Consider the following 20,514-nt stretch of genomic DNA (forward strand, 5'->3'; position numbering starts at 1 on the left):
TCAAAACCTCTTTACGACAGCTGCAAGCTTCAAGCTTACAGCTGCAAGAACACGTTTACCGGAACACCCCTGACTGCTTCGAGCTTGCGGCCTGAAGCTTGCCGCCTGCCGCTGCGTCGTCACTGCGGACTACCCAAAGTACTGGCCAGCAGAGACTTCAGGCTCGCCGCCTTGGGTTTGACGAGCCAGAAACGACGCAGGTAATCATCGAGGTTTTCCGAGAGGTTGCGGCCCCACTCGCTGTTGGTTTCCTGAACGTATTCGTCCAGCACGTGTTGCAGATGGTTGCGGTAGGCCTCCATCGCTTCGCCACTGATACGCTGGATTTCCACCAGTTCGTGGTTAACCCGGTCGACAAAGCTGTTGTCCTGATCCAGCACGTAGGCGAAACCGCCGGTCATGCCCGAGCCGAAGTTGTAACCGGTTTTGCCCAGTACGCAGACGAAACCGCCAGTCATGTATTCGCAGCAGTGATCGCCCGTGCCTTCAACCACGGTGTGGGCACCGGAGTTACGCACGGCGAAACGCTCGCCCGCCGTGCCCGCCGCAAACAGCTTGCCGCCGGTGGCGCCGTACAGGCAGGTGTTGCCGATAATCGCGCTGTCCTGGGTTTTGTAGACGCTGCCCGCAGGCGGCACTATCACCAGCTTGCCGCCGGTCATGCCCTTGCCCACGTAGTCGTTGGCATCGCCTTCGAGGTACAGGTTCAGGCCGCCGGCGTTCCACACACCAAAGCTCTGGCCTGCAGTGCCTTTGAAGCGGAACGTGATCGGCGCCTTGGCCATGCCCTGGTTGCCGTGGGCACGGGCGATTTCACCCGAGATCCGGGCACCGATCGAGCGGTCACAGTTACAGATGTCCAGGGCGAACTCTGCGCCGCTCAGGTCGTTGATGGCCGAAGTGGCCATGTCGACCATCTTCTCGGCCAGCAGGCCTTTGTCGAACGGCGGGTTGCGCTCTACCTGACAGAACTGCGGCTTGTCGGCCGGGATATGGTCGCTGCCCAGCAGTGGCGTCAGGTCGAGGTGGTGCTGCTTGGCGGTTTCGCCCTGCAGGATTTCCAGCAGGTCAGTACGCCCGATCAGCTCTTCGAGGGTGCGCACACCGAGTCTGGCCAGCCACTCGCGGGTTTCTTCAGCCACGTAGGTGAAGAAGTTGACCACCATGTCGACCGTGCCGATGTAGTGGTTTTTACGCAGCGATTCGTTCTGGGTCGCCACGCCGGTGGCGCAGTTGTTGAGGTGGCAAATACGCAGGTATTTGCAGCCCAGGGCGATCATTGGCGCGGTGCCGAAGCCGAAGCTTTCAGCGCCGAGGATCGCGGCCTTGATCACGTCGAGGCCGGTTTTCAGGCCGCCGTCGGTTTGTACCCGCACCTTGCCGCGCAGGTCGTTGCCGCGCAGGGTCTGGTGGGTTTCAGCCAGGCCCAGCTCCCACGGCGCGCCCGCGTATTTGATCGAAGTCAGGGGCGATGCACCGGTGCCGCCGTCATAACCGGAGATCGTAATCAGGTCGGCATAGGCCTTGGCCACGCCTGCGGCGATGGTGCCGACGCCCGCTTCCGCCACCAGCTTGACCGAAACCAGCGCCTTTGGATTGACCTGTTTGAGGTCAAAAATCAGCTGCGACAAGTCTTCGATGGAGTAGATGTCGTGGTGCGGCGGTGGCGAGATCAGGGTCACGCCGGGTACTGCGTAACGCAGTTTGGCGATCAGACCGTTGACCTTGCCGCCCGGCAGTTGCCCGCCCTCGCCCGGCTTGGCGCCCTGGGCCACCTTGATCTGCAGCACTTCGGCGTTGACCAGGTATTCCGGGGTCACACCGAAACGGCCGGTGGCCACCTGTTTGATTTTCGAGCTTTTGATGGTGCCGTAACGCGCCGGGTCTTCGCCGCCTTCACCGGAGTTGGAGCGTGCGCCCAAACGGTTCATGGCTTCGGCCAGGGCTTCGTGGGCCTCCGGCGACAGTGCGCCAAGGGAGATGCCCGCCGAGTCGAAACGCTTGAGGATCGACTCCAGGGGTTCGATCTGGTCAATGGACAGCGGCGTGTCGAGGGTTTTGACCTTGAACAGATCGCGGATCATCGACACCGGGCGTTTGTCGACCAGTGCCGTGTATTCCTTGAACTTGCTGTAGTCGCCCTGCTGTACAGCCGCCTGCAGGGTGGCAACCACGTCCGGGTTGTAGGCGTGGTATTCGCCACCGTGCACGTACTTGAGCAAACCGCCTTGCTGAATCGGCTTGCGTGCGCTCCAGGCTTCGGCAGCCAGCAATTTTTGCTCGGCTTCAAGGTCAACGAAACGTGCGCCCTTGATCCGGCTTGGTACGCCGCGGAAGCTCAGGTCGCAGATTTCTTCAGACAAGCCAATGGCCTCGAACAGCTGCGCTCCGCGGTACGAGGCAATGGTCGAGATGCCCATCTTCGAGAGGATCTTGAGCAGGCCCTTGGTGATGCCCTTACGGTAGTTTTTGAAGACTTCGTAAAGGTCACCCAGCACTTCGCCGGTGCGGATCAGATCACCCAGCACTTCGTAGGCCAGGAACGGGTAGACCGCCGAAGCGCCGAAGCCGATCAGCACCGCGAAGTGATGCGGGTCGCGGGCAGTAGCGGTTTCTACCAGGATGTTGCTGTCGCAGCGCAGACCTTTTTCGGTCAGGCGGTGGTGCACGGCGCCCACAGCCAGCGAGGCGTGAACCGGCAGCTTGCCCGGCGCGATATGGCGGTCGGTCAGGACAATTTGCGTACGGCCGGCACGGGCGGCTTCTTCAGCCTGATCGGCAATGTTGCGCACCGCCGCTTCCAGGCCAACCGACTGGTCGTAGTTGAGGTCGATGATCTGACGCTCAAAGCCCGGCAGGTCGAGGTTCATCAGCGAGCGCCATTTGGCAGGCGAGATAACCGGTGAACTGAGGATCACGCGCGAAGCGTGCTCTGGCGATTCCTGGAAGATGTTGCGCTCGGCACCGAGGCAGATTTCCAGCGACATGACGATGGCTTCACGCAGCGGATCGATCGGCGGGTTGGTGACCTGCGCGAACTGCTGACGGAAGTAGTCGTATGGCGTGCGCACTCGTTGGGACAGCACCGCCATTGGCGTGTCGTCCCCCATCGAGCCCACGGCTTCGTAGCCCTGTTCGCCCAATGGACGCAGCACCTGATCGCGCTCTTCGAACGTGACCTGGTACATCTTCATGTATTGCTTGAGCTGGTCAACGTCGTAAAACGCCGAACCATGGTCATTGTCGTCGATGGTGGCCTGAATGCGCAGGGCATTCTTGCGCAGCCACTGCTTGTACGGGTGGCGCGACTTCAAGCGGTTGTCGATGGAGTCGGTGTCCAGCACCTGGCCAGTTTCGGTGTCAACGGCGAGGATCTGCCCAGGGCCTACACGGCCTTTGGCAATCACGTCCTGTGGCTGGTAGTTCCACACGCCGATTTCCGAGGCGATGGTGATATAGCCGTTGGTGGTGGTGACCCAGCGCGCCGGGCGCAGGCCGTTGCGGTCGAGCAGGCAGACAGCGTAACGACCATCGGTCATTACCACGCCCGCCGGGCCGTCCCACGGTTCCATGTGCATCGAGTTGTACTCATAGAACGCCCGCAGGTCGGGGTCCATGGTTTCAACGTTCTGCCACGCCGGTGGAATCAGCATGCGCACGCCACGGAACAGGTCGATGCCACCGGTGACCATCAGCTCCAGCATGTTGTCCATGCTGGAGGAGTCAGAACCCACGCGGTTGACCAGCGGGCCGAGCTCGTCGAGGTCGCCGATCAGGTCGTTGGCGAACTTGGTGCGACGGGCCAGGGCCCAGTTGCGGTTGCCGGTGATGGTGTTGATCTCGCCGTTGTGGGCGAGAAAGCGGAATGGCTGGGCCAGTGGCCATTTCGGCAAGGTGTTGGTCGAAAAGCGCTGGTGGAACACGCAGATCGCGGTTTGCAGGCGCTCATCGCTCAGGTCCGGATAGAAGGCGGTGAGATCCGCCGGCATCATCAGGCCTTTATAAATGATGGTCTTGTGGGAAAAGCTGCAGATGTAATGGTCGGTATCAGCGGCGTTGGCCACCGACGATCGACGACGGGCGCTGAACAGCTTGATCGCCATGTCCTGATCGCTCAGGCCGGCACCGGCAATGAACACTTGCTCGATCTGCGGCAGACGATCCAGGGCCAGACGGCCCAGCACGCTGGTATCGATCGGCACTTTGCGCCAGCCCACCAGTTGCAGGCCCGCCGCGAGGATTTCGCGGTTCATGTTGTTACGGGCCGCTTCAGCCTTGATCGGGTCCTGGTTGAAAAACACCATGCCGACCGCGTACTGCTTGGGCAAATCACTGCCGAACTGTTCTTTGGCCACGGCACGCAAGAACAGATCAGGTTTTTGAATCAGCAGGCCACAACCGTCACCGGTCTTGCCGTCTGCGTTGATCCCACCGCGGTGGGTCATGCAGGTCAGGGCCTCAATGGCGGTTTGCAGAAGGGTATGACTGGGCTCGCCCTGCATATGGGCAATCAGGCCGAAACCACAGTTATCCTTGAATTCATCGGGGTGGTACAGACCTGCTTTCATAGACACTTTCTCACCAGGCTGCCCCATAAAGGGGCAAATTTCTTTTAATTCAACCACTTGGTCCCCGCGCTGAACGTACGCCAGCTTGGCAGGGCAAAAGGGTGGTCATTCTACACACCGACGTAAGAGCTCACAAATTAAGCGGCGAAATGCCGTAAATTCATGTCGCATTTATGAAGGTTTAAAGCGATTACCTGTGCTAGTCAAAACATTTTTGATGTTGACCGCCACACGGCGCAGACACCACAAGGCATACGGCCTATTTAGCCGCATGCTCAAGCTGGAATTTTGATGTACGAGAACGGCGGCCTGGGTAAGGCCGCCGGAGCATCAGCGAGCTGCTGCCAGTTCTTGTTGGACGCTGGCGACAGTGCGAGGCCAAGGTTTACCAGCCTGAATCTTCGCTGGCAAGTTCTTGATTGCCGCAGTTGCTGCGGCATGGTTCGGGAAATTGCCGTAGGTGACGACAAACAGGGGCTTGCCGTTGAGCGATTTCTTGAAGTAGCGGGCTTGGCCACCTACTTCCTTGACGACGTTTTGTGCAGAGGCTTCGGAGCTGGTGCCGACAATCTGCACCACGTAGTTAGTTGCTGGCTGGCTGGAATACCAGCTACCGCCCGGTGCCGCCTTGGCCAGTGTGACCGGCTTCTCGGCCGGTTTCACCACAGGCTTTGGAGCCGGGGCCGGAGCAGGTTTGGCAACCGGAGCAGGTGCAGGTTTGGCTGCTGCCACGGCCGGTGCCGGCGCAGGACGCGGTGCTGCCACTGGTGCCGGGCCCGATGCCACGCCTGGAGGCGGCGCAGTGGTGGTTACGGTTGGCGGCTGGGCCACGCCACCGTCGACTGCAGGTACGCCGCCGTCATCGCCTTCAGCAATGCCGCCAGCGGCTTCAGCCAGAGGCCCGCGCATGACCGGCTGCGATTGGCCCACCAGCGGCAATGGCATTGGCTGCGAAGAACCGGCGAAATCTATCGACGGATTGGCGCCGCCATTCGGCGTGGCCTGGCCCAATTGTGTCTGCTCAGCAGCGGGTGCGGTTGGTGCTTTGCTGCGACCCGGAATCAGAATGGCAGCGGCTACTGCCACCACCACTACGGCACCAATGGCCAATACGTGTTTCTTAGGCATGTTGAACCCCATACTTGGACGTTTGACCGCAGAACGGCTAGCAATCATGGCTTCGATCATTGCATCGCGGGCGACCTGATTGATGATGCCAGGCCAGCCTTCGGAGCTCTCGTGTATATCTGAGATCTGTTGTGCGCTAAAGAGTTCGATTCCACGCCCGGCACCTTCAAGGCGTTGCGCCAGGTACTCGCGGGTTTCTTCCTCGGTATAGGGCTGCAGCTCGATCACATGGAAGCGCTCTTCATCAGCGCTCAACTGCTCAAGCCCGTCAATCATTGACGGCTCGCCAAACAGGAAGACATGCGGCCGGCCTTCCGGCGCACCCGCCGCCAGGGCCAGCAGGGCCTCAAGAGCAGACTCGTCGAGCTGCTCAGCGTCGTCGACCAGCAGGTAGACTTCCTGCCCGGTCAGCGCCAGCTGTACCACTTGCGCCAGAATCGCGCCCACATCGGCCCGGGCAGCGTTCAGGGTCTGCGCCACCTGGCGCAAGATGCCAGCAGCGTCACCGGCACCCCGTGCCGACACCACCACGCTCTGTACTGACTGCTTGTTGGTGCTGGCGACCAGTGCCTGACGCAGCAAGGTCTTGCCGCTGCCCTCAGGCCCGGTCACCACCAACAGCAACTGGCTGTAGCGGGCAAGGTGGTGCAATTGCCCCAGCACCGGCTTGCGCTGGGCAGGGAAAAACTTGAACCCCGGCACCCGTGGTGCAAAGGGGTCATGGTTCAGCTGGAAGTGACCGAGGAACGCCTCGTCGGCATGCAAACTAGTCATCAGGATCTTATTAACCTTTAAGCTGAGCCAGTGCGCGGTAATCCGCACCCAGCGTGGCTTGTAGAACCTCTTGTGGATAATCGTCAGTCACTGTGGCTTCGCCAAGACGGCGCAACAGCACCAGTCGCATACGACCGTCGATCACTTTTTTATCAACTGCCATGTGTTGCATGAAGTCGGCTTCGCTCATGTCGGCAGGCGGCACAACCGGCAAACCTGCACGCTGGAACAAACGGATACCGCGATCACGCTCTGCCTGGTCGATCCAGCCTAGACGGAAAGACATTTCCAGCGCCATCACCGTACCTGTCGCAACCGCCTCGCCATGCAGCCACACGCCATAGCCCATATGGGTTTCGATGGCGTGGCCAAAGGTGTGTCCAAGATTGAGGGTGGCACGCACACCCGACTCGCGTTCATCGGAGCCGACCACTTCGGCCTTGGCCGAGCACGAACGCTGAATGGCGGCAGTCAGGGCAACCTGATCGAGGCCACGCAGGGCGTCCATGTTGTCTTCCAGCCAGGTCAGGAAAGGCTCGTCGCAAATCAGCCCGTACTTGATGACTTCCGCCAGCCCTGCGGACAATTCGCGGGGCGCAAGGGTATTGAGGGTTTGCGTATCGATCAGCACCAGATTGGGCTGATAGAAGGCACCGACCATGTTCTTGCCCAGCGGATGGTTGATCCCGGTTTTGCCGCCCACGGACGAATCAACCTGCGAGAGCAAGGTGGTTGGCACCTGGATAAAGTCGACACCGCGCTGATAGCAAGCGGCGGCAAACCCGGCCATGTCACCAATCACGCCACCACCAAGGGCAATCACCGTGGTGCGCCGGTCATGGCGGGCTGTGAGCAGGCCATCGAAAATCAGCTGCAGGGTTTCCCAGTTTTTGAACGATTCGCCATCGGGCAGGATGATCGGCAGCACCGAATACCCCGCCAGGCTGCGGGTCAGGCGCTCAAGATAGAGGGGAGCCACGGTGGTGTTGGTCACAATCGCCACCTGGCGACCGGCGATGTGCGGAGCCAGCAGCAGCGGCTGATCCAACAAACCTTCGCCAATGTGAATCGGGTAGCTACGCTCGCCTAGATCAACCTTCAGTGTTTGCATGAATCCCCGCATTGAAAAAGGACAGCCGGCGCCCTGTCTCACAATTATCAAGTGTGGGTCGCGCCGGGAAGTGACACAACCCTATAGCCTTTGGCCATACCGCTGAAGCAAAACAAGCTTTGTCGGAGCGGGCCTGGCGGCGGCTGCATGAACCTGGTCAAACCTTGTGACCGCGGCACCTGCATCGCTGGCAAGCCAGTTCCCTCAATACCTTTGACTGCCTGACAGCACGCCATGGCCGGCGCCGAGGATAGCGCATTTCGCAACGCACTTTAATGGCCCGGACATGGATACACCGTCAAGGGTGCGATGGTTTTTTGTAACCGCTGTCGAAGCAGCGACTACCGTGGGGCAAGTTGAGCCAGACGTTCGAGAATATTCAGAACCACCATCCGCGGCGGTCGCTCATCGGTTTCGACCACCAGATCGGCGATTTCCCGATAGAGCGGGTCGCGAACAGCCAGCAGGTCCCGCAGAATTTTCTCCGGGTTGGCATTGCGCAGCAGAGGTCGGTTGCGGTCACGCGCGGTACGTGCAACCTGCTGCTCGATGGAGGCATGCAAGTACACCACCCGCCCGCCATTACGCAGCGCAAGCCGGTTTTCCGGGCGCATGACCGCGCCACCACCGGTTGCCAGTACCACGCCATCGGCTTCGCAAAGCTCGGCAATCATCGCCGCTTCACGATCACGAAAGCCCGGTTCGCCTTCTTTATCGAAGATCCACGGGATATTGGCACCGGTGCGCAATTCAATTTCCTTGTCGGAATCTTTGAACGGCAGGTGCAGCTCTTTGGCCAGCAAACGTCCGATGGTGCTTTTTCCAGCCCCCATTGGCCCAACAAGAATCAAATTTCGCACAGAATCAATGACTCACAGCAATCGCCTGGTTGTTCATGATACGCGGAGTCAGGAACACCAGCAGTTCGGATTTTTTTTCCTGGACAACGTCTCTCCGGAAAAGTCGGCCAACATACGGCAGATCGCCAAAAAATGGCACTTTATCTATTACTTTGCTTTGAGTATTTGAGAACACGCCCCCAATCACAATGGTTTCTCCGTCTCTAACCAGCACCTTGGCCTTGACCTCGTTCTTTTTGATCGGCGGCACATCGTTGACCATATTGATGTAATCAGGCTCGTCCTTGGTCACCACAACTTCCATCAGGACGCTGTTGTCCGGGGTGATTTGCGGCGTCACCTGGAGAGACAAGGAGGCCTCCTTGAATGACACCGAGGTTGCCCCGCTGCCGCTGGTCTGCTGATAGGGAATTTCGGAGCCCTTGAGGATTTTGGCGGTTTCCTTGTCTGAGGTAACGACCTTGGGTTGAGAGATGATTTCACCGTTTCCGGTCTTTTCCATGGCACTGAGTTCCAGATCAAGCAACAGGTTGTTGCTGATGAAGGCGACACCCAACCCCGAGGTATTGCCCCTGACACCGAGATCGACGAAGGGTGAATTCAAGTTTGCAGCCCCGCCTGCTGCATCAATACCTCCTGCGCTCAACCTGCCACCCTGATTGACCGCCCCGCCCCAGCGCACCCCAAGATTCCTTTCAAAGTCCACCCCGGCCTCAACAATACGGGCCTCGATCATGACCTGGCGCACCGGCACATCCAGCTGAGCCACGATGCGCCGCAACTCTTGCAGTTGCTCGCCGGTCTGCAAGGCAATGATGTGATTGGTGCGCTCATCAACCGTGAGCGAGCCTCGCCCCTGGGCGCCGGGCTGAGCAGCGGTCACTGACTGAAACAGGCTGGCAATGTCTGCCGCCCGGGCATGCTTGATCTGCACCAGCTCCCGACGCAACGGTGCATGTTCGGCCAGTTGAGTGCGCAGATCCTGCTCATACTGCTGGCGGGCAGCCATTTCTTCGGCAGGCGCTACCAACAGCACATTGCCTTCAAGGCGTTTGTCGAGATCCTTGCTTTTAAGCACCAGGTCCAGTGCCTGGTCCCAGGGCACGTCCTGCAAATTGAGGGTCACACTGCCTTGCACGGCATCACTGACCACCAGATTGAACCCGGTAAAATCTGCCAGCAACTGCAGCACCGTGCGCACTTCGACGCCCTGGAAGTTAAGGGATATGGTTTCGCCCACATAGACCGCCCCGGGCGCTTTTGAGCCTGGGGACTCAAGAGGGCCGGCTGGCACGACCGCCAGTAACTGCTGCGAATTCAGCGCGCTGCATAGCGCCAGTACACACACCGGGAAAGTCCTTTTCATGGCGTAGTTCCGTCAAGACTGCTGTTTTAAAGGGATCGTCAGGGACCGCTCCAGCCAACCGCCCCGACCATCGGAAATAACCTCAAACACCTCAACCCGGGCGTTATTGATCGAGGCAATCTGACCGTTGTTGCGACCCAGGTAATCGCCGATTTTCAACCGATGGACAACACCCTTGGCTCGCAACAAGGCATTGATTTGCAGAGCACTGGAAAGCGTGCCGACCATTTCGAATTGTTCAAGGTCAATGCCTTCCAGAAACTGCCGGGGCCGGTTGCCGTCAAGTTCATCATCGCGCAGAAGACTTGTTTGCCAACTACCGGCGCCAGCTTCTCCTGCAGCCTGAAAAGGGCTGCGCAGAGCCTGGGCCGTGTAGACAAACGGCGGCCGGTCACCAGCCTGCGCAACCGTTACAACCGCATCCCCCCCACGCATCCGGACTTCCTGAAGCCAGGCCTGCAACTGCACAGGGCTTTGCCCGTTGTCGCATCCCGCCAGGGCCACCGCCCACCCCATGACCCATAACCGGGCCAGAACACTCACGGGGCAGATTCCTGATCGTGGGTGCGGTAAGTACTGGCCAGCAGGGTCATGCGCAATTGGCCGTTACCCGCACCACTGAGCGGGGCAAGGGTAAAATCCTGCACCGTCACAATGCGCGGCAAGCCAGCAAGGCCGCTGACAAAAAGACCAAAGTCGTGATAAGCCCCGACCAGCGACAACTGCAATGGCAGCTCGCTATAAAAAGGTTGAAGAACTTCGGGCCACCACTGGATGCGTTCGATCATCAGGCCGCTGGTCAGGCCCAGTAGTGAGATCTGGTCAAGCAGCGCGGGGACTTCTGCCTTGCGGGGCAGTTGCGCCATCAAGTGCCTGAATGAGCTTTCCAGCACCTGCACTTGCTGCAGGTGAGCATCAAACCCCGAAACATGCGCGGCCATGGACTCAAAACCGGTCTTGAGCACAGTCTCTGTCGCACGTTCCTGCTCGAGCCTGGTGAGCGCAGACTGAATCTGCAGCAGATACCCCGCCAGCAACACAAAACCCACCAACGCCAGCGCCACCAGCGATTTTCGCCGCAGTGACCAGTCACCCGACTGAGCCGGGTTCAACTCGTGCAGCTCAAGGACGCGCAGGCTCTGCAGCCAGTGCGCAGCCATCAGAGCACCCCACCGGCGGGCGCATGCCGGCTGCGTACGGTCATCTGAAATAACCGCTCATTGCCCCCGGTGTGCACCGGCCCCGCTTTCACATCGATCAGTACGGGGGTTTCCAGCCAGTGCGACGCATCCAGGTTGCGCATCAACTCGGCGACCAGTTTATTGGACAGGGCAACCCCCGTGATGACGATGGTGCGCTCGGTCATTTTCACGTCGGTGAAATACACCCCCACCGGCAAGCTGCGGGCCAGTTGCTCGAGGATAATCCCGCTGTCCGAGCGATTGCCTTGGAGCGTCTCGATCGTTTGCATGCGCTCAAGCAATTGCTCACGGCGCACCTTCAACTGATCGATTTGCCGGGCTCGCCCGTCCAGCTGCACCGTCGCGCTGCGGATCAAGTCATTGCGCGCCAGCTGCCGCTCTACGGCGCGGTCGATGAAGCGATCGATCACCAGCAGGCCGCCTGCTGCTGCCACAGCCAGGGCGAGCAGTACAATCAAAAAAACCCGGCTGCGCTTTTCACGCAGCAATGCGCGCCAGGGCAGCAAGTTGATTCTCGCCATTAATCAAACCCCCTCAAGGCCAGACCACAGGCAGTCAACAACAGCGGAGCATCGCAGAACAAGGCTTCAGGCGCGAGTGCAGGATTGAGATCCATGAGCGCAAACGGGTTGGCCACCCGCGTCGGTATACCCGTTTGCGCCTCAACCCGCTGATCCAGCCCCGGGCGCGACGCCCCAGCACCCGCCAACAGGATCGCGACCACCCCAGGGCCACTGCCGGACTCGGCAAACTGCGCAAACCCGCGCTGCAGATGCTCAGCCCCAGCGGTGCTCAAGGCTTCATTGCAAAAATCAGCGGAGCCAAACGGCAGCTCTGCGCAGTGGATCACAAGGCCTTGCCGGACGATGCTTAACCCCGTCGTTGCCGCGGCGAAGTCCAGCACGGCCACTGTGCCCGTCACGTCCAAGGGCTGAGGCGGACCAGGGGCCCAGACCGCTCCACGGGCCAGGGCATGGGCCTGAACATCAACCACTCGCGCCTTCAGTCCGGCACCGCTCAACAGTGCCTGGTACCAGGCCAGGGTCTCTTGCCGGCAGGCCACCAGCAATACGCTGACCTGACCCGGGCTGCTGGATACATGCTCTTGAACCTCGAAGTCCAGTGCCGCATCTTCAAGGGCATAGGGCAGATATTGCTCGGCCTCCAACCAGACATGAAGCTCCAGATCTTCCCGGCTCAGCCCCGCTTGCACCTCAAAGGTTTTACCTATGACCAGCGCATCAGGCACCGCCACGACAGCATCACGGGCCTCTACCCCCGCCCTGCCCAATGCCCCGAGCAGCGCTTGTGCGACACTTTTCGGATCCGCGCCGGTCTGATCATCTGCACCCGGGATCGCCAGCGGTTGAACGGCATATGCCTGCAACCTGAACCTGCCGTGCGCACGGCTCAGTTCGACGATTTTTATCCCGTGCGAACCGATGTCGATTCCCACATATCGCTGGCCGGACTTGTTGAATAATCCGCTCACTGATGTTTTCCCTAATGCAATCCGTGACTTACGGAGGGGTAAAAAATGAGATCCGCTCAAAACCCGTTCTGACATGTGGCCCATGACGCCCATGAGCGAAAAATGCTTATAATGCCGGGCGTTTTTTTCCGTATCGTCGACCCGGCGCACTTGCGCATTACCCTGACGTGCAAACCCATTTCTCAATCTGGAAATCCAAAAGCCTTGATTCGTCTGCTGAAGTTTTTCGGGTGGTCTTTCGTTGCTGTGTTCTGCGGGCTCCTGCTCGTGCTGAGCGGCGCGTTTCTCTATCTTAGTCCTGGCTTGCCGTCCGTAGAGTCGTTGAGAAGCATCCAGTTGCAGATTCCTTTGCGGGTCTTCACCAGCGACGGCAAATTAATCGCAGAGTTCGGCGAAATGCGCCGCTCCCCGATCAAGTTCGCCGACATTCCACCCAATTTCATCAATGCCTTGTTGTCTGCAGAAGATGACAACTTCGCCAATCATTACGGGGTTGATCCCAGCAGCCTGATGCGTGCCGCCACCCAGTTGGTAAAAAGCGGACACATTCAATCGGGTGGCAGCACCATCACGATGCAGGTGGCGAAGAACTATTTCCTCTCCAGCGAGCGCAGCTTTTCGCGCAAAACCAATGAAATCCTGTTGGCTCTGGAGATCGAGCGCGAACTGACCAAGGACGAAATCCTTGAGCTGTACGTGAACAAAATCTACCTGGGCAACCGCGCTTACGGCATCGAGGCCGCGGCGCAGGTGTACTACGGCAAGTCGATCCGCGACCTGAGCCTGGCGCAGATGGCCATGATTGCCGGTCTGCCCAAAGCCCCTTCGCGCTTTAACCCGCTGGCCAACCCGGTGCGCAGTAAAGAGCGACGCGACTGGATTCTGGGCCGCATGTACAAGCTCGGGAAAATCGACCAGGCCAGCTACGAAGCCGCAATTGCCGAGCCGGTCAACGCCAGCTACCACGTACCCACTCCGGAAGTCAGCGCACCGTATATCGCCGAGATGGCCCGCGCCGAAATGGTCGGGCGCTATGGCAGCGCTGCCTACACCGAGGGCTACCGCGTCACCACCACCGTGCCGAGCAATCTTCAGGAACTGGCCAACACCGCCGTACATGAAGGCCTGATCGCCTATGACCAGCGCCACGGCTATCGCGGTCCGGAATCCCGCTTGCCGGGCAAAACCCCGGCGGCCTGGGCTCAAGAGCTGGCCAAGCAACGCCCGTTCAGCGGTCTGGAGCCGGCCATCGTGACCCAGGTCGACAAAAACGGCCTGCAAGTGCTGACCCGCACCGGAGAAGGCCACGTGGCCTGGGACAGCATGAAATGGGCGCGCAAGTTCCTCAATACCAACAGCATGGGCCCCATGCCCAAGCAGCCTTCCGATGTGGCGCAAGTCGGCGACCTGATTCGCGTACAGCCACAAGCCGATGGCAGCCTCAAGTTCAGCCAGGTGCCAAACGTACAAGGCGCTCTGGTTTCTCTTGATCCGGACAACGGCGCCATTCGTGCCCTGGTCGGTGGTTTTGCGTTCGAGCAGAGCAACTACAACCGCGCGATGCAGGCCAAGCGCCAACCGGGTTCAAGCTTCAAACCTTTCATCTATAGCGCCGCGCTGGATAACGGCTACACCGCCGCCACCCTGGTCAACGACGCGCCGATCGTGTTTGTCGACGAGTACCTGGACAAAGTCTGGCGCCCGAAGAACGACACCAATACCTTCCTCGGCCCGATCCGTGTGCGTGAGGCGCTGTACAAGTCGCGCAACCTGGTCTCGATCCGCTTGCTGCAAAGCCTGGGCATCGACCGCACCATCGACTACATCAGCAAGTTCGGCTTCAACAAACAGGACCTGCCGCGCAACCTGTCGCTGGCCCTGGGCACGGCAACCCTGACCCCGATGGAGATTGCCACCGGCTGGAGCACCTTCGCCAACGGCGGTTACAAGATCACGCCGTACCTGATCGACAAGATCGAAAGCCGCAACAGCGAAACCCTGTTCGTGGCCAACCCGCCAAGCGTGCCGAAAGACGCCAGCAAAGATGTGCCGAAAGAAGCCGCAGCGCTGACCATCGACACCATCAACGCCGCACCGGGCTTGCCGACGACTGAAACCCAGGCGGTCGCCGAGCGCATCGTTGACGGGCGTACCACTTACATCCTCACCAGCATGCTGCAGGACGTGATCAAGCTCGGCACCGGGCGCCGCGCCCTGGCGCTGGGCCGTACCGATCTGTCGGGCAAAACCGGTACTACCAACGAATCCAAGGATGCGTGGTTCTCCGGGTACAACGCCGATTACGTGACGACCGTGTGGACCGGTTTCGACCAGCCGGAAAGCCTCGGACGTCGCGAGTACGGTGGCACCGTCGCCCTGCCGATCTGGATCACCTACATGGGCGGCGCACTCAAAGGCAAGCCTGCTCACAGCCAGGCCGAACCCGAAGGCATCCTCAGCCTGCGCATAGACCCGGCAAGCGGCCGTATCGCTTCCCCCGGCACCCCTGGCGCCTACTTTGAGCTGTTCAAGAGCGAAGACACACCACCTACCAACAGCGAACTGGGCAATGGCGTAGCGCCGGGCAGTCCGCTGCCGGCAGATGATGGCGCGCCGATCGATCTCTTCTAACGAGGTCGCCAGCCGCAAGCGCCCCGTAACAGGCGCTTGCGGCCAGCCCAGAGTGGCATTGATCCAGGCCAGCGTTCAAAAAGTCATAAACCTGCATGGCTGCTTGCCTGAAGCCAGGTCAAACGGGCAATTGCCCAACGTCGCCAGCTGATAGTGGTCCAGTGCGCAAGATTGCGGGCTGCCTGAGCGCATCGGACCCAACGCCCCCCAAGCACCCCGAAAACCAAAAAGCCCCGATGCTTCGCAGCATCGGGGCTTCAGGTTTGACGCTAAACGGAATTAGCCGTTAAACACGTCATCCACGCTTTTGAGCGGGTAGTTTTTCGGGTATGGCAGGGTAGCAACACCGGTCTCGATCGCAGCTTTGGCCACGGCATCGGAGATCAGGGTGATCAGGCGGGCATCCATTGGTTTCGGGATGATGTACTCACGACCGAACTCCAGCTTGATACCGCCGTAGGCGTCGCACACTTCCTGTGGCACTGGCAGTTTGGCCAGTTCACGCAAGGCGTTGGCCGCTGCGATTTTCATTTCTTCGTTGATACGCTTGGCACGGACGTCCAGAGCACCACGGAAGATGAAAGGGAAACCCAGTACGTTGTTGACCTGGTTCGGGTAGTCCGAACGACCTGTGGCCATGATCACGTCGTTACGAGTGGCGTGGGCCAGCTCCGGAGAAATTTCCGGATCCGGGTTGGAGCACGCGAACACGATCGGGTTAGGCGCCATGCGCAGCAGGTTTTCAGCGCTCAGCAGGTTCGGACCCGACAGGCCAACGAACACGTCTGCGCCTTCCATGGCGTCAGCCAGGGTGCGCTTCTCGGTGGCGTGGGCAAATACCGCCTTGTACTGGTTCAGGTCGTCACGGCCGGAGTGAATCACGCCGGTACGGTCGATCATGTAGATGTTCTCGATGGCCGCGCCCATGCTCACCAGCAATTTCATGCAGGAGATGGCTGCAGCACCGGCGCCCAGGCAAACGATTTTGGCATCGGCCAGGGTTTTACCGGCGATTTCCAGGGCGTTGATCATGCCGGCCGCAGTCACGATGGCGGTACCGTGCTGGTCATCGTGGAATACCGGAATATCGCACTGCTCGATCAGGGCACGTTCGATCTCAAAGCACTCAGGTGCCTTGATGTCTTCGAGGTTGATGCCGCCGAAGGTGATGGAAATGCGTTTAACGGTGTCGATGAAGGCTTGCGGGCTTTCGGAGTCAACTTCGATGTCAAAAACATCGATACCGGCAAAGCGCTTGAACAACACGCCTTTGCCTTCCATAACAGGTTTGGAGGCCAATGGGCCGAGGTTACCCAGGCCCAGAATCGCGGTACCGTCAGAAATTACGGCTACCAGGTTGCCCTTGCCGGTGTACTTGTAGGCAAGTTCAGGGTCGCGGGCGATTTCGCGCACTGGTTCGGCTACACCCGGGCTGTAAGCCAGCGCTAGATCGCGGGCAGTAGCGGTAGGTTTGGTGAGCTCGACACTCAGTTTCCCTGGACGGGGCTGGGCATGGTATTCGAGAGCGGCGGTTTTCAAATCAGACATGTGGGCAATCCGCTTTTATGCTGTTGGACAGACGGATCGCCGAGCATACGCGTGTCGCAAAGTCCCGACAAGACTGACCAGTCAGCAGTGTCAAGGGCTTTACCTTAAGACTTTGGGCCAAGAGCCGCGCCCTGCAAGGGTTAGAGTGTTCACAATCAATATTAAAAATTGTCTACAATTTTTAATGCGCAATGACTTTAAACATCCCCGGATCAGTCAAAGGCAGCATCCAGCGCGCCTGCCCACCTTGCAAACCGCCACGCCTGGCGCGGTCCAGAACCCAGCCACGGGCCTCAATCTGCGCGCCCTGCAGCCTGAGGAGGGCCTTGTGATCAAAGCCGCCCAGCTGATTGGGTGCAATATGCAATACCAGACCGCCCTGCAGATCGATCCAGAGTCCACCGCGATTGCGCTGCACCTTACTGACCGTTGCGCTGACCAGAACGAAACCCGAGCGGGTGATTTGCTGCGGCGTCAGCACCGGCGACTGCCGCCATAGCCCCAGCCCGGATGCCCGGGCGCTTTGCTCGGCCGCTTGCTGGCAATCGAGTAACCGGGTATTCGGGGCGATTGCCACCTGATAGGCCAGGCCATCGGCCAGCAACCGGGCTTCAAGATTACTGCCATCGGCGCCAAACACATGGGCAAGGGTGCGCCCGTAACGGTCCTGAGCCTGCTTGCCCGCGAGCAATCCGACCCGGCCATCGCTTTGCGCCACCAAGTCTTGCAGGCGCTTACGCGCAGCGTCGGCAAAAGGCTCGGCGGACTGGCCTTGCTTCCCCGTCTCCGGGGCATTGAGGCCGATCATGCGCACGCTGCGGCCGTCCTTGAGGCGCAGGGTGTCGCCATCGACCACCCGCTGCACCTGTGCGTATGACAAGGCTGCCGGTGCAGGGCACAGAGGCTCGGCAGAAACGTCAGCCAGCCAAATCCCGGACACAAAAAAGGCGCCCGCAAGGGACGCCTTTTTCAATAACCCGGCCAGACCAGAAAGCCTGCCCAAGGTCATCAGCCTTACTCGGCTGCTTTGTCTGCTTCTGCTGCTGGAGCTGCTTTAGCGCCGAAAGCACCAAAACGAGTCTTGAAGCGATCAACACGACCGCCAATGTCCAGAGTTTTCTGCTTACCGGTGTAGAACGGGTGGCACTCGTTGCATACGTCAGTGCCCAGTGGCTTGCACAGGTTCGAACGGGTTTCGAACTTGTTGCCGCAGCTGCAAGTTACCAGGATTGTTTCGTACGCTGGATGGATATCGGCTTTCATGGGGTATTCCTCAGGCTAGCGTGCCGCCACTCAACACCATTGTTGAATACCGCACGTAAATTTAGGGCGCCGATAATACCAGACCTTTGCATTGACGCAAGTGACCAATCATGCTCTCCCCAAATTCTTTCACCATTCATTGACCTGCCTTTTAGTCCCGGACCGCGTTGTCTGCTAGGCTCCGGGCCATCTTTGCCGTTCATCACTTGAGAGCCCCGCGTGCCCGACGCCATTTTGCGCCTTGCCCTGCCTTCCCCCTTGCGCCGCCTGTTTGATTACCGGGCGCCTGCGGGCGTGCTGCGCAGTCAATTACAGCCTGGGATGCGCCTGCGGGTACCGTTCGGGCGGCGGGAAATGATCGGGATTCTGGTGGAAGTGGTCGACCACAGCGAAGTGCCGGCCGACAAGCTGAAACCGGCAATCGCACTGCTCGATGCCACACCCCCGCTGCCGGCCTCCCTGTTCAAGCTCTGTTTATGGACCTCGCAGTATTACCAGCACAGCCTGGGCGACACCCTGAGCTGGGCGCTGCCGGTGTTGTTGCGTCAGGGCGAGCTGGCCGAAACCCGCCAGGAGCGGTTCTGGCAGATCGCCCCCGGGGCCAGGCTTGACGACCCGCGTGTCGCCCGGGCCCCGCGCCAGCGCGAGGCGCTGGCCACCCTCGCCCAGCACCCCCACGGCGTGGCCCATCAACTGCTCAGTAAATTGATGTTGAGCAAAGACAGTCTCGACCTGCTGCTGGCCAAAGAACTGGTCACCGTGGAAATCCGCCGTCACGCGCCGAGTGAGCGCCACGAACACTGGCTGGCCCAGCCCGAACTGCCACTCAACAGCGAACAACGGGCCGCCTACGAGGCGATCCGGGCAGGATTCGACCACTTTCATGCCTTTTTGCTGGCTGGGGTGACGGGCAGCGGCAAGACCGAAGTGTATTTGCAACTGATCCGAGAGACGCTCCAGGCAGGTAAACAGGCGCTGGTGCTGATCCCCGAGATCAACCTGGGCCCGCAAACCCTGGCCCGTTTCGAGCAGCGCTTCAACGCGCGCATCGCTCTGGTGCACTCGGCGGTCAACGATCGGGAACGCCTCGAAAGCTGGCTGGCAGCCCGGGATGGCGAAGCCGACATTATTATTGGCACCCGCTCGGCATTGTTCACCCCGATGAAAAACCCCGGGCTGATCATCATCGACGAAGAGCACGACGGCTCTTATAAACAGCAGGAAGGTTTGCGCTATCACGCCCGGGACTTGGCACTGGTACGCGCCCGCCAGGAAAACATCCCGATTGTGCTGGGCTCTGCCACCCCGTCCCTCGAAAGCCTGCACAACGCCTATACCGGTCGCTACGGCCTGCTGCGCCTGAATGAACGCGCCGGCGGGGCCAAACAGCCACGCTTCCTGCGCCTGGATGTGAAAAGCCGTCCACTGGACAGCGGCATTTCCGGGCCGATGCAACAGGCCATCGGCCAGACCCTCGCCGCGGGCCAGCAAGTGCTGGTGTTTCTCAACCGCCGGGGCTTCGCGCCGACCCTGTTGTGCCATGACTGCGGCTGGATGTCGGAATGCCAGCGCTGTGATGCGCGCATGACCGTTCATCAGCGATCCGGCGAACTGCGCTGCCATCACTGCGGCTACGTCGAACCTGTACCGCGCAATTGCCCGCAATGCGGCAAAGTCGATTTACGGCCCGTGGGCGCCGGCACCGAGCGCGCCGAAGAGCGGCTGGGGATTCTGTTTCCGGACTACCCGGTGCTCAGGGTCGATCGCGACAGCACCTCGCGCAAAGACGCGATGAACCAGCTGTTTGCCACGATTCAAAAGGGCCAGCCGTGTATTTTGATCGGCACCCAGATGCTTGCCAAAGGCCATCACTTTCCCCGGGTGACGCTGGTCTCGATCCTCGACGCCGATGGCGGTTTGTTCTCCGGTGACTTCCGCGCCAGTGAGCGCATGGCCCAGCTTATCGTTCAGGTCGCGGGTCGGGCCGGGCGCGCCGAAGAGCCGGGCAAGGTGATAATCCAGACTCACCTGGCCGACCATCCGCTGCTGATCCAACTGACCGAGCAGGGTTACTTCGCCTTCGCCGAACAGGCCCTGAGCGAGCGTCGGGCCGCCGGGCTGCCGCCCTTCGCCCACCTGGCCCTGCTGCGTGCCGAGGCCCACAAGCCGGGACAGGCCGAAGGTTTCCTGGATGAGGCGTGCAGCGAGGCCGAACGTTTACTGGCCGAGCTGAACCTGGGCGGCATCGAACTGCTCGGCCCGGTACCGGCACCCATGGAGCGCCGTGCCGGGCGCTATCGTGCTCAGCTATTATTGCAAGCCAATGCCCGCGGCCCCTTGCATCGACTGCTCAGCCAATGGCTGCTGGTGCTGGAGCAAATGCCCAGCGGCCGTCAGGTGCGCTGGTCGCTGGATGTAGACCCGGTGGATTTGTATTGAGCCACCGGCAATTTGCATAAACCCTGAACTACCCGGCCGCCAAGGTTGGCAAGGCTGCTTTCGCAACGGATAATACCCAGTTTTTCCACCTGCGCACTGAGGCGCTACCGCGCTTGCGGTCGACAGAGAAGA

The 20,514-nt window shown here is 60.1% G+C and carries 13 protein-coding genes and 1 pseudogene; 2 read left to right on the forward strand and 12 right to left on the reverse strand.

Going from position 1 to position 20,514, the window contains the following annotated elements; translation table 11 throughout:
• Nucleotides 1-119: 119 nt before the first annotated feature.
• The 9 genes and pseudogenes from gltB to pilM all read right to left on the reverse strand — a co-directional run bounded on the left by gltB (nt 120) and on the right by pilM (nt 12,501).
• Nucleotides 120-4,568: a glutamate synthase large subunit gene (gene gltB, locus JQ848_RS20935; protein WP_010656285.1), complete on the reverse strand. Its 4,449-nt coding sequence runs from the start codon at nt 4,566-4,568 to the stop codon at nt 120-122.
• Between the two features lie 330 nt (nt 4,569-4,898).
• Entirely contained in the window at nt 4,899-6,470 is a 1,572-nt protein-coding gene (locus JQ848_RS20940; RefSeq protein ID WP_010656286.1) for an AAA family ATPase, read from the reverse strand.
• A gap of 10 nt (nt 6,471-6,480) precedes the next feature.
• Complete coding sequence (aroB, locus tag JQ848_RS20945) at nt 6,481-7,581, reverse strand: 3-dehydroquinate synthase (protein ID WP_202211111.1); 1,101 nt, start codon at nt 7,579-7,581, stop codon at nt 6,481-6,483.
• Between the two features lie 341 nt (nt 7,582-7,922).
• Nucleotides 7,923-8,441: a shikimate kinase AroK gene (gene aroK, locus JQ848_RS20950; RefSeq protein WP_003438807.1), complete on the reverse strand. Its 519-nt coding sequence runs from the start codon at nt 8,439-8,441 to the stop codon at nt 7,923-7,925.
• Nucleotides 8,442-8,445: 4 nt separating this feature from the next.
• Nucleotides 8,446-9,684: pseudogene (locus tag JQ848_RS20955) on the reverse strand (type IV pilus secretin PilQ); the annotation flags it as partial.
• 135 nt (nt 9,685-9,819) lie between these two features.
• Entirely contained in the window at nt 9,820-10,350 is a 531-nt protein-coding gene (locus tag JQ848_RS20960) for a pilus assembly protein PilP (RefSeq protein ID WP_127195708.1), read from the reverse strand.
• Nucleotides 10,347-10,967, reverse strand: coding sequence for a type IV pilus inner membrane component PilO (locus JQ848_RS20965; protein WP_202211114.1), 621 nt, complete (start codon nt 10,965-10,967; stop codon nt 10,347-10,349). The genes JQ848_RS20960 and JQ848_RS20965 overlap by 4 nt, the downstream gene beginning before the upstream one ends.
• Nucleotides 10,967-11,530, reverse strand: coding sequence for a PilN domain-containing protein (locus JQ848_RS20970; RefSeq protein ID WP_003438796.1), 564 nt, complete (start codon nt 11,528-11,530; stop codon nt 10,967-10,969). Before JQ848_RS20970 ends, JQ848_RS20965 begins: the two co-directional genes overlap by 1 nt.
• Nucleotides 11,530-12,501: a type IV pilus biogenesis protein PilM gene (pilM, locus tag JQ848_RS20975; protein WP_202211116.1), complete on the reverse strand. Its 972-nt coding sequence runs from the start codon at nt 12,499-12,501 to the stop codon at nt 11,530-11,532. The genes JQ848_RS20970 and pilM overlap by 1 nt, the downstream gene beginning before the upstream one ends.
• Before the next feature lie 207 nt (nt 12,502-12,708).
• Between pilM and JQ848_RS20980 the strand changes: the two genes are divergently transcribed.
• Complete coding sequence (locus tag JQ848_RS20980; RefSeq protein ID WP_369826397.1) at nt 12,709-15,132, forward strand: penicillin-binding protein 1A; 2,424 nt, start codon at nt 12,709-12,711, stop codon at nt 15,130-15,132.
• A gap of 279 nt (nt 15,133-15,411) precedes the next feature.
• Here the strand turns inward: JQ848_RS20980 and JQ848_RS20985 are convergent, their stop codons facing one another.
• The 3 genes from JQ848_RS20985 to rpmE form a co-directional block, all read right to left on the reverse strand.
• Nucleotides 15,412-16,680, reverse strand: coding sequence for a malic enzyme-like NAD(P)-binding protein (locus JQ848_RS20985; RefSeq protein ID WP_003438767.1), 1,269 nt, complete (start codon nt 16,678-16,680; stop codon nt 15,412-15,414).
• Between the two features lie 181 nt (nt 16,681-16,861).
• Nucleotides 16,862-17,689: a thermonuclease family protein gene (locus JQ848_RS20990; protein ID WP_160626345.1), complete on the reverse strand. Its 828-nt coding sequence runs from the start codon at nt 17,687-17,689 to the stop codon at nt 16,862-16,864.
• 5 nt (nt 17,690-17,694) lie between these two features.
• The gene (rpmE, locus tag JQ848_RS20995) at nt 17,695-17,943 is read right to left on the reverse strand and encodes a 50S ribosomal protein L31 (protein WP_003438761.1); all 249 of its coding nucleotides are present in this window, start codon (nt 17,941-17,943) and stop codon (nt 17,695-17,697) included.
• Nucleotides 17,944-18,162: 219 nt separating this feature from the next.
• On the opposite strand from rpmE, the gene JQ848_RS21000 reads away from it, so the two are divergent.
• The gene (locus tag JQ848_RS21000; protein ID WP_003438759.1) at nt 18,163-20,382 is read left to right on the forward strand and encodes a primosomal protein N'; all 2,220 of its coding nucleotides are present in this window, start codon (nt 18,163-18,165) and stop codon (nt 20,380-20,382) included.
• The last annotated feature ends 132 nt before the right edge of the window (nt 20,383-20,514 follow it).

Origin of the sequence: Pseudomonas paraversuta, assembly GCF_904067025.1 — a bacterium.
GTDB lineage: Bacteria > Pseudomonadota > Gammaproteobacteria > Pseudomonadales > Pseudomonadaceae > Aquipseudomonas > Aquipseudomonas paraversuta.